This window comes from Actinoplanes sp. NPDC023801 (assembly GCF_040639655.1).
Taxonomy (GTDB): Bacteria; Actinomycetota; Actinomycetes; order Mycobacteriales; family Micromonosporaceae; genus Actinoplanes.
In genome coordinates this window covers 1-11,741 of record NZ_JBFAAI010000060.1, presented here as the reverse complement: position 1 = coordinate 11,741, position 11,741 = coordinate 1, and the positions used below count along the sequence as shown (strand labels likewise).

Below are 11,741 nucleotides of genomic sequence, written 5' to 3'. Positions count from 1 at the left end.
CTGTTGACGGCTGCTCAATCCTGGCCTGGAGATGGCCGGCCGCGTCGTGCTGGTGTGTCGGCGTTCGGCATCAGCGGCACCAACGCACACCTGATTCTTGAAGAGCCCGCCGCACAGCCGGCCGGCGTGGTGACCGGCCTTCTCCCGGCGGGCGTGGAGGGCTCGGTGGTTGACGGCGCGCTTCCGGCCGGTGTTGCGGCGGGCGTAGGGAGCCGCGTGGTGGATGGGCCGTTGCCGTGGTTGGTGTCGGCGCGGTCGGCGGAGGCCTTGACTGCTCAGATCGAGCGGTTGCGGGAAGCGGATCTGGATGTGGCTGCGGCGGCATGGTCTCTGGCCACCACTCGGGCCGCGCTGGAGCACCGTGCGGTGCTTCTGGACGGTGTCGTCGCCGAGTCGGCGGTGGTGTCCGAGGGTGGTCTGGCGTTCCTGTTCACCGGTCAGGGTGCGCAGCGCATCGGCATGGGTACGGGCCTGGCGGCCCGGTTCCCGGTGTTCGCGGAGGCGTTCGACGCGATCGGTGCCCGCTTCGACCAGCTGCTGGATGTGCCGCTGCGCGAGGCGATCGGCTCCGACGCGGTCAACCAGACGGTGTTCACGCAGGCCGGGTTGTTCGCGGTCGAGGTGGCGGTGTTCCGGCTGCTGGAGTCGTGGGGTGTCACCCCGGACTATCTGCTGGGGCATTCGATCGGTGAGATCGCCGCAGCCCACGTCGCCGGAGTTCTCAGCTTGAACGACGCGGTCACGTTGGTCGCTGCTCGTGGCCGGTTGATGCAGGCCCTGCCGGCGGGTGGGGCGATGCTCGCGGTGCAGGCGTCCGAGGCCGAGGTCCGTGACGCGATCACCGGTCTGGACCTTGACATCGCGGCTGTCAACGGGCCGGCGTCGGTGGTCGTCTCGGGTGACGCCGCCGCGATCGAGGAACTGGCTCCCCGATTCGCCAAGACGACCCGGCTGACGGTGTCGCACGCGTTCCACTCGTCGCTGATGGAACCCATGCTGGCCGAGTTCGCCTCGGTTGCCGCAACTATCGAGTACCGCGCGCCGCGTATCCCGGTGGTGTCGAATCTGACCGGTGAGCCGGTTGAGGAGTTCACCGCTGACTACTGGCTGCGCCACGTCCGCGAGGCCGTCCGATTCGCCGACGGGGTGAGCTGGCTCGTGGACCATGGTGTGACGCGGTGTGTCGAGGTGGGTCCGTCGGGGGTGCTGTCCGGGATGGCGGCGCTGACCGCACCGGATCTGACCTACGCCGCGGCACTGCGCAAGGACCGCGACGAGACCGAGACCCTGCTGCAGGCGGTCGCGAAACTGTGGACGGCCGGAGTGGCCGTCGACTGGACGGCGATCCTCCCGGCGGCGGGACCGGTGGACCTTCCCACCTACGCCTTCCAGCACCGGCACTACTGGGGTGAGCGCCCGTCCACGACCAGCCCCGAGGAGGCCTCGTTCTGGCGTGCGGTCGAGGCTCACGACCTGGAGACCGTCACCGGCACGCTGCACGTCGGTGACCACGACGACCTCGGAACGCTCCTGCCCGCGCTGGCGGCCTGGCGCCGCGGCCTGGACCGGTGGGACGAGACCGCGACCTGGCGTCACCACATCACCTGGCAGCCGGTCGACCTCGCCGGGGCGTCACCGGCCGGGCGATGGCTCGTGGTCTCCGCTGACGGTGCCGGCGACGTCGTCTCGGCGCTCGCCGGTGCCGGTGCCGAACCGGTCGAACTGCTCCTCGACCCCGGCGACGACCGGTACACGATCGCCGACCGCCTGCTCGACCTGCCGGACGAGCTGACCGCGGTGATCGTGCTGCCCGGCACCGGCGACGAGGGTGTCCTGATCACCACTGCCCTGGTGCAGGCGCTCGGTGATGTGGGAATCCACGCACCGCTGTGGTGCCTGACCCGTGGCGCGGTGAGCGTGTCGGCGTCCGACCCGCTGACCGACGTGGCGGCCGCCCAGGTCTGGGGGCTGGGCCAGGTGGCCGCGCTGGAGCTGCCGCACCGCTGGGCAGGACTCGTCGATCTGCCGCCGGTGCCGGACGAGTCGACCGCCGGCCGGCTTGTCGAAGTGCTGGGTCAGAACGGTGAACGCGAGTCGGCCATCCGTGCCTCCGGGACCTTCGTGCGCCGCCTGGAGCGGGCGCCCCACTCCGGTGCCGCGTTCGTGGCGCCGGACGGGCCGGTGCTGATCACCGGCGGTACCGGGGCGCTCGGCGCCCACGTGGCCCGCCGCCTCGCCGTCGCCGGTGCCGGGCCGCTCGTGCTCACCGGCCGTCGCGGCCCCGAGGCGCCCGGCGCGGCCGAACTGATTGCGGAACTCACCGCCCTCGGTGCCGAGGCGACCGTGGTGGCCTGCGACGTCACCGACGAGGCGGCACTGCGGGAACTGCTTTCCGCGTACGACTGGAAGGGGATCGTGCACGCCGCCGGGGTCCTCGACGACGGTGTGCTGGAGTCCCTCACACCTGAGCGGATCACCGAGGTCGCCCGGGTCAAACTCGGTACGGCCCGCCTGCTCGACGCCTTGACCGAGGGTCTCGACCTGCGGATGTTCGTGCTGTTCTCCTCGGTCGCCGGCACGATCGGCAGCCCGGGGCAGGCCAACTACGCGGCGGCCAACGCCGGGATGGACGCGCTCGCCCGGCACCGGCAGGACCGCGGGCTTCCGGCGACGTCGATCGCCTGGGGACCGTGGGCCGACGGCGGCATGGCCGGTGCGGACGCGGTCAGCCGGCGGCTGAACCGGGGCGGCATGACGCCGATGGCCCCGGAACTCGCGATGACCGCATTCGACTCCGCGGTCGCCGACGGCGCCCCGGCCGTCCTGGTCGCGGACGCCGACTGGGCACGGCTCGCAGCCGGGCGCCCCGGCCGTCTGCTAAGCGTGCTGTCCCCGGCCGGGGACGACTCCGCGGCCGAGGGAACCATGCTCGCCGAACTCGCCACCGCCACGGCGGCCGAGCAGCACCGGGCCCTGCTGCGGGTGGTCTGCGCGAGCACGGCCACGGTTCTGGGCCACGGCTCCGCCGACGACATCGACCCGCACCGTGCCTTCCGTGACCTGGGGCTCGATTCGCTGACCGGAGTCGAATTGCGCAACCTGCTCACCCGGGCGACGGCGATGCCGCTGCCCGCGACGCTTGTCTTCGACCACCCGACGCCGGACGCGCTCGCCGCCCACCTGCGTGAGCTCCTGACCGGTTCGGTCAGCGCACCGGCCGCGCCGGTACGGGGACCGGATCTCGGCGGCGACGACCCGATCGTCATCGTCGGCATGTCCTGCCGGTTCCCCGGCGGCGTCACCAACCCGGACGAACTGTGGGAGCTTCTGCTCGCCGGCGGTGACGGCCTGTCCGGTTTCCCCGCCGACCGAGGCTGGGGCGCCGGGCTGCCGGTCGGTGTCGGCGGTTTCATCGAGGACGCGACGGCGTTCGACGCCGAGCTGTTCGGGGTGTCGCCGCGTGAGGCGCTCGCCATGGACCCGCAGCAGCGGGTGCTCCTCGAATCGGTCTGGGAGGCGTTCGAAAGGGCCGGCATCGATCCCGGTTCGCTGCGCGGCAGCCGCACCGGTGTCTTCGCCGGCACCAACGGGCAGGACTACACCGGTGTCGTCCTGGGCTCCGGTGACCCGCTTGTCGACGGATTCGTCAGCACCGGCAACGCGGCCGCGGTGCTGTCCGGCCGGATCGCGTACACCTTCGGCCTCGAGGGACCGGCGATGACCGTGGACACCGCGTGTTCGTCGTCGCTTGTCGCCCTGCACCTGGCGTCGCAGGCCCTGCGCTCCGGCGAGTGCACCATGGCCGTCGTCGGCGGCGTGACGGTGATGTCCACGCCCGGCGCCTTCATCGAGTTCGCCCGGCAGGACGGGCTCGCGGCCGAGGGCCGGTGCAAGGCCTTCGCCGCGGCGGCCGACGGTACGGGCTGGTCGGAGGGCGCCGGGGTGCTGATCGTCGAGCGGCTGTCCGACGCACGCCGGCAGGGTCATCGCATCCTCGCGGTGGTCCGCGGGTCCGCGGTCAACCAGGACGGTGCCAGCAACGGGCTGACCGCCCCCAACGGTCCGGCGCAGCAGCGGGTCATCCGGCAGGCGCTCGCCGCGGCCGGGCTGACCCCGGCCGACGTGGACGCGGTGGAGGCGCACGGCACCGGCACGAGACTCGGCGACCCGATCGAGGCACAGGCGCTGATCGCCACGTACGGCCAGGACCGCGACGTCCCGGTGTGGCTCGGGTCGGTCAAGTCGAACCTGGGGCACACGCAGGCGGCGGCAGGGGTGGCCGGAATCATCAAGATGGTGCTGGCGCTGCGTCATGGCGTACTGCCGCCGACCCTGCACGTGGACGCGCCGACGCCGCACGTGGACTGGGCGGCCGGCTCGGTGCAACTGCTGACCGAGGCACGCAGCTGGCCGGCCGGGGACCGTCCCCGCCGCGCCGGTGTCTCCTCCTTCGGGCTGAGCGGCACGAACGCCCACACCATCCTCGAGGCCTACGACGACGAACCCGCCGGTGGCACCGGGGCCGGGACCCCGCCGGGACCGGTGGCCTGGCTGCTGTCGGCGACGACCCCGGCCGGCGTACGTGCCCAGGCGTCCCGCCTCAGCGAACAGCTGAGCACCGGCCCCGATCAGGACGTCTTCCGGATCGGGCACGACCTGGCGCTGGGCCGGCGCACGCTGGAGCACCGCGCCGTGGTGATCGGCGAGCACACCAGTGAGTTCCGGGCCGGGCTCACCGCCCTCGAGCGGGAGGAACCCGCCGCGAACCTGGTCCGTGGCTCGGCCGCCCGCGGCAGGCTGGCGTTCCTCTTCTCCGGCCAGGGTTCGCAGCGGCCGCGGATGGGCCGCGGACTGTACGAGCGTCACCCCGTCTACGCCGAGGCGTTCGACGCCGTCTGCGCCCGTTTCGACGGGATGCTCGACGCCCCGCTACGGGACGTGGTGCTCGACGGCTCCGACCTGATCCACCGGACGGACTACACCCAGGCCGCGCTCTTCGCGGTCGAGGTGGCGATGTACCGGCTCCTGGAATCCTGGAAGGTGACCCCGGACCTGCTGCTCGGCCATTCGATCGGCGAGATCGTGGCCGCGCATGTCGCCGGTGTGCTGTCCCTCGACGACGCGGTGACCCTGGTGGCGGCCCGGGGCCGGCTCATGCAGGCGCTCCCGGCCGGCGGGGCGATGCTCGCGGTGCAGGCCTCGGAGGCCACGGTCCGGGAGGTGCTCGAACCGTACGAGGGCAGGGCCGGCATCGCCGCGATCAACGGCCCGGCGTCCATCGTGATCTCCGGTACCGAGGAGGCGATCGACGCGCTGACCCCGGCCTTCGCGAAGACGACCCGGCTCAAGGTGTCGCACGCGTTCCACTCCCCGCTGATGGAACCCATGCTGGCCGAGTTCGCCGAGGTCGCCGAGCGGTTGTCGTACGCGCCGCCGCGTGTCCCGGTGCTGTCGAACCTGACGAACCAGCCGGTCGAAAGCTACTCGCCCGGGTACTGGGTTCGTCACGTCCGGGAGGCGGTCCGATTCGCCGACGGGGTCGAGCACCTCGCCGGGGCGGGTGTCACCCGGTTCGTGGAGGTGGGCCCGTCGGGGGTCCTCGCCGGACTGGTGCAGTCCTGCCTGGCCGACCGCGACGGCGACTTCACCCTGGCACCGATGCTGCGCGGGGACCGGGACGAGGCGGCCGCCGCGCTGAAGGCGATCGCCGCCCTGCACGTGGCGGGGACCGAGGTCGACTGGGCCGCGGTCTTCGGCGGGCATCAGGGCCGGCTGGCGGACCTGCCGACGTACGCGTTCCAGCGGCAGCGTTTCTGGCCGGAGGTCACGGCGGCGGTCCGTCCGGCCGCGAGCTCACCGACCGACGACTGGCGTTACGCCGCGACCTGGCAGCGGTTCGACCCGCAGGCCACCGCCCGGCTCACCGGCTCCTGGCTGGTGATCACGTCGGGCGGCGACGCCGGCGACGTCGTCACGGCGCTGCGGGCCGCGGGCGCGGACCCGGCAGAGTTGGTGCTGACCGCCGGAACCGGCCGCGACGAGCTCGCGGACCTGCTCGCCGACCTGCCGGAACCCGCCGGGATGCTGTGCGTCCTCGACGGCGAGCCGGCGGACGCCGAGCTGGTCACACTGTTGCAGGCGCTCGGCGACGCCGATGTGCTCACCCCGCTCTGGTGCCTCACCCGCGGTGCGGTGTCGGTGGCCGCCGTCGAGGCGCTCGCCGATCCGGCACAGGCCCGGCTGTGGGGACTCGGCCGGGTGGCGGCGCTGGAGTATCCGCGCCGCTGGGCCGGCCTGGTGGACGTGCCCGCGCGGCTGACCGCACGTGACGGCGACCGGCTGGCCGCGGTGCTCGCCGGTGCCGGCCGGGAGGACCAGCTCGCGGTACGCCCGACCGGTGTCTACGTCCGCCGTCTGCGTCCCGCACCGGCCCCGGTGGCCGCGGAGCCGTACCGCCCGAGCGGTACGGTCCTGATCACCGGCGGAACCGGGGCACTCGGCGCACACACCGCACGCTGGCTGGCCCGGCGCGGTGCCGGGAACCTGCTGCTGGTGTCACGCCGGGGCCCGGACGCACCCGGCGCCGCCGACCTGGTCGCCGAGCTGGCCGCACTGGGCAGCCGGGCCACCGTGGCGGCGTGCGACGTGGCCGACCCGGCGGCCGTGTCCGCACTGCTCGCGACCGTGCCCGACCTGACCGGTGTGGTCCACGCCGCCGGGATCAACGGGCTCACCGCACTGGACGACACGACCGCGACCGAACTCGCCGACGTCCTGCACGGCAAGGTCGCCGGTGCCGTCAACCTCGACGAACAGACCCGCGGCCTCGATCTGTTCGTGGTCTTCTCCTCGATCGCCGGGGTGTGGGGCAGTGGCGGGCAGGGCGCCTACGCGGCCGGCAACGCCTTCCTCGACGCGCTCGTCCGGGCGCGGCGTGACCGCGGCGAGAAGGGCACCGCGATCTCGTGGGGACCGTGGGCCGGAGCCGGTATGGCGGCGGACCCGGAGGCCGAGGAGTACCTGCGCGGACGCGGTCTGGCCGTACTGGACCCGGACGCGGCCATGACCGCGCTGGAACGGGCGGTCGACGGCGGCGACATCGAGGTCACGGTCGCCGACGTCAGCTGGGACCGGTTCGCGGAGACGTTCACCGCCAACCGCCCGGCAGCGCTCTTCGACGACCTGCTGCGTACCGGCGACAGCCGTCCGGAAGGGCCCGGCGCACCCGCCGGGACCGACACCGGGCTGCGTGCCCGGTTGCTGCCGCTGCCGCGCGGCGAGCAGGCGGAGGAGCTCCTCACCCTGGTACGGCGGGAGGTCGCCGCAGTCCTCGGGCACGCGTCGATCAGCACCGTGCCGGGCGGCCGGGCGTTCAAGGAGCTCGGCTTCGACTCCCTGACCGCGGTCGAACTGCGCAACCGGCTCAAGGCCGTCACCGGTGCCGAACTCCCGGCCAGCCTGGTGTTCGACCACCCCAGCCCGGCCGCGGTCGCCACGCTCCTGCACGAGCTCGTCATCGGGGCACCGGAGTCGGCCGTGGAGCCGTTCCTGGCACAGCTCGACGATCTGGAGGCCGCCCTCGCGGGCACCGAGCTCGACGGGGTCGTACGGGCCCGCGTCGCCATGCGCCTCAGCGCGTTCCTCGCGCGCTGGAACGGCGGACGCCAGGCGGAGCCCGTCGCGGCCACCGCCGGCGACCTGATGGGCGCCAGCGACGACGAACTGATCGACTTCATCAAGTCGCAGCTCGACGAGGCGTAAACGGATACCCGGGGGCCTCGGGCCCCCGGGTTCCGTTAGGGGTTGTTGGCCCCGAGAACCCGCCCATAGGCTCCTGTCGAACAGCAAGGTCGCGCCGGGCGGCCGGAGTCTCACCCGGCCCCACCATCGTCAATACCGCGGTCGCCGGTTCTGTTCATGCTGCCCGAAAAAAGACGGCGCGGACCGCAACGCTTGCCTGGACGGGTGAATCGAGTGGCGGACGAAGAGAAGTATCTCGACTATCTCAAGCGGGTCACGACGGATCTGCGGCACGCACGCCGCAGACTTCGCGCCGCGGACGCCCGTGAGCGGGAACCCATCGCGATCGTCGGGATGAGCTGCCGGTACCCGGGCGGCGTCGACTCGCCCGGTGAGCTGTGGCGGCTCGTCGCCGAGGGCCGCGACGCGATCGGCGGCTTCCCGGCCGACCGTGGCTGGGACACCGACCCGGCCGGCTACCGGCGCGAGGGCGGCTTCGTCCACGACGCGGGCGAGTTCGACGCCCGCCTCTTCGGCATCTCGCCGCGCGAGGCGCTCACCATGGACCCGCAGCAGCGCCTCACGCTGGAGGCCTGCTGGGAAGCCGTCGAGCACGCCGGCATCAACCCGCAGTCCCTGCACGGCGACCAGGTCGGCGTGTTCATGGGCGCGCCGGTCTCGGGGTACGGCCTCGGCGCGGCCGACCTGCCTCCCGGCGCCGACGGGCACCTGCTGACCGGCAGCGCCGGAAGCGTGGTCTCCGGCCGGGTCGCCTACACACTCGGACTCGAAGGCCCCGCCGTCACCATCGACACGGCCTGCTCCTCGTCGCTCGTCGCCCTGCACATGGCCGCGCAGGCGCTGCGCCAGGGCGAGTGCACGATGGCGTTCGCCGGCGGCGTCACCGTCATCACCAGCCCGGGGATCTTCGCCGAGTTCGACAACCAGGGCGGTCTCGCGGCCGACGGCCGGTGCAAGCCGTTCGCCGACGCCGCCGACGGCACGAACTGGTCCGAAGGCGTCGGCGTGCTGCTCGTCGAGCGGCTGTCCGACGCGCGCCGCCGCGGCCACCCCGTCCTCGCCGTGGTCCGCGGCAGTGCCGTGAACCAGGACGGCGCGAGCAACGGGCTCACCGCACCGAACGGCCCCTCCCAGGAGCGGGTCATCCTGCAGGCACTGGCGAACGCCCGGCTCAGCCCGTCCGACGTGGACGTCGTCGAGGCACACGGCACCGGCACCCGGCTCGGTGACCCGATCGAGGCACAGGCGCTGCTGGCGACGTACGGTCAGGGCCGCCCCGGCGAACGCCCGCTGCGGCTGGGCTCCATCAAGTCGAACATCGGGCATGCCCAGGCGGCCGCGGGGGTCGCCGGCCTGATCAAGATGGTCATGGCGATGCGGCACGACACCATGCCGCGCACCCTGCACGTCGATGCCCCGAGCAGCCACGTCGACTGGACCGCCGGTTCTGTCGAACTGCTCACCGAAGCCCGTCCCTGGACCGCGGGCGGGGCCCCGCGCCGGGCCGGTGTCTCGTCCTTCGGCGTCAGCGGCACCAACGCGCACATCATCATCGAGGAGGCGCCGTCCGTCACGGCCTCCACCGACGACGACCTCGCCGACGAGGACGGTGACTCCGCCACGGCTCCGGCCGCGGCGGACGCCGTCGTTCCGGCGGTCGTGGAAGCGCCGCCGGCTCTTCCGTGGGTGCTGTCCGCACGTACCGCCGAGGCCCTCCGGGCGCAGGCCGGGCGCCTGCGGGAATTCGTGCTGGAGAGCCCGGAACTGCGTCCGTTGGACGTCGGTTCGTCGCTGGTCACGTCACGGGCGTCGCTGGAGCATCGCGCGGTGGTCGTCGGATCCGGCACGGTCGCTCTCACGGCAGCGCTCGCCGAGATCGAGGAGGGTCACGGCGCCACGGGCGTCGTCACCCCGGGCCGGACGGCGTTCCTGTTCACCGGCCAGGGCGCGCAGCGCATCGGCATGGGTACGGGCCTGGCCGCCCGGTATCCGGTGTTCGCTGAGGCGTTCGACGCGATCTGTGCCCGCTTCGACCAGCTGCTGGATGTGCCACTGCGCGACGCGATCGGCTCCGACGCGATTCACCAGACCGTTTACACGCAGGCGGGTTTGTTCGCGGTCGAGGTAGCGGTGTTCCGGCTGCTCGAGTCGTGGGGTGTCACCCCTGACTATCTGCTGGGTCATTCGATCGGTGAGATTGCCGCCGCGCACGTCGCCGGAGTCCTGGACCTGGATGACGCGGTCACGCTGGTCGCGGCTCGCGGCCGGTTGATGCAGGCCCTGCCCGCAGGTGGGGCGATGCTGGCCGTGCAGGCGTCCGAGGCTGACGTTCCGGACGGTGTGGACGTTGCGGCGATCAACGGGCCGGACGCGATCGTGCTCTCCGGTTCGGTGGAGGCGATCGACGCGGTGGCGCCGCGCTTTGCGAAGGCGACGCGGTTGACGGTCTCCCACGCGTTTCATTCGGTGTTGATGGAGCCGATGCTCGCTGACTTCGCGGCCGTGCTGAACGGCTTGTCGTTCGGGGCGCCCCGGATTCCGATCGTGTCGAACCTGACCGGTGAGCCGGTCGAGGAGTTCACCGCCGACTACTGGCTGCGCCACGTCCGGGAGACCGTCCGGTTCGCCGACGGCGTGTCCTGGCTGGCCGGGCATGGTGTGACCCGGTGTGTCGAGGTCGGCCCGTCCGCGGTCCTCAGCGGCCTCGCCGGCGACGCCATCACCGACGGAGTCAGCGTCGCCCTGCTCCGCAAGGACCGGGACGAGAGCGAGACACTGCTCGAGGCGCTCGGCCGCCTGCACACCACCGGTGTGAACGTGGACTGGCCGAAGATGTACGCGGGCTGGGGCGCCGCCGCGGTGGCCCTGCCGACCTATGCCTTCCAGCGCGAACGCTACTGGCTGATGCCGTCGGAGCCGGCACCGGCGCCCACCGGCGAGGACAGCGGTTTCTGGGCGGCGGTCGAGCGTGCCGACCGGGACGGGCTGGTCACCGAACTCGGCCTGGCCGCCGACGAGGTAGCGGCCCTGGAAGGCCTGCTGCCGTCCCTGTCGGCATGGCGTCGCCGTCGCCGGTCGCAGAGTGTGGTGGAGGGCTGGCGGTACCGGATCGGCTGGACGCCGATCGCCGAAGCCCCCGCCGCGTCACTGCCGGGCGTGTGGGTGGTACTCACCGACGGTTCCGAGGCGGTCGATGTCGAGGCGGCCCTGACTTCGGCGGGCGCCGAGGTGGTCGCCGTCGAGTACTCCGATGACCGTGACGTGCTCAGTGGCCGGCTCGCCGCCATCCCCGGGGAGGTCGCCGGTGTGGTGTGGGTCCACAGCCCGGCTGAGTTGTCGGCTGGGTGGTCGTTGGCAGTGGTGATGCAGGCGGTTGCCGACGCCGGTATCGGTGGCCGGGTGTGGGCGGTCACTCGTGGTGCGGTGGCGGTGGGTCGTTCGGAGTCGGTCACCGACGTTGTCGCGTCGATGACCTGGGGTGCCGGTCGGGTGGCTGGGCTGGAGTTGCCTCTGGTGTGGGGCGGCCTGGTCGATGTGCCGTCGCGGTTGGGTGAGCGTGAGGGTCGCCGCTTCGTCGCGGTTCTCGCTTCCGGTGCTGAGGATCAGGTGGCGGTGCGTTCGTCGGGTGTTTTTGCTCGTCGTCTGCGTCCGGCTCCTGCGCTGGGAACGGCAGTTCCGGTTTCATCGATGGGCACGGTGCTCATCACCGGTGGTACCGGTGCGTTGGGTGCCCGGGCAGCGCGGTGGGTGATCCAGCGTGGTGCTTCGCGGGTGGTGCTGGTGTCGCGGCGTGGCGGGCAGGCTGCTGGTGTGGCGGAGCTGGTCGCGGAGCTGACCGGATTGGGTGCCGAGGTTGAGGTGGTGGCGTGTGACGTCGCCGATCGCGATGCGGTGTCGGAGCTGGTGGCGGGGATCGATGGTCTGACGGGTGTGGTGCATGCCGCTGGTGTCTCCGCGGTGCAGAGCCTGGCCGAGGTTTC

2 protein-coding genes are annotated in these 11,741 nt (G+C 72.6%); both read left to right on the top strand.

What is annotated here, in order from left to right; genetic code table 11:
• Positions 1-267: 267 nt before the first annotated feature.
• Positions 268-7,761 carry an SDR family NAD(P)-dependent oxidoreductase gene (locus AB0G04_RS43735; RefSeq protein WP_360996534.1) on the top strand — a complete coding sequence of 2,498 codons (7,494 nt, stop codon included), beginning with the start codon at positions 268-270 and terminating at the stop codon, positions 7,759-7,761.
• 213 nt (positions 7,762-7,974) lie between these two features.
• Positions 7,975-11,741: type I polyketide synthase (locus tag AB0G04_RS43730; protein WP_360996531.1), on the top strand; the 3,767-nt coding region annotated here is incomplete at its 3' end.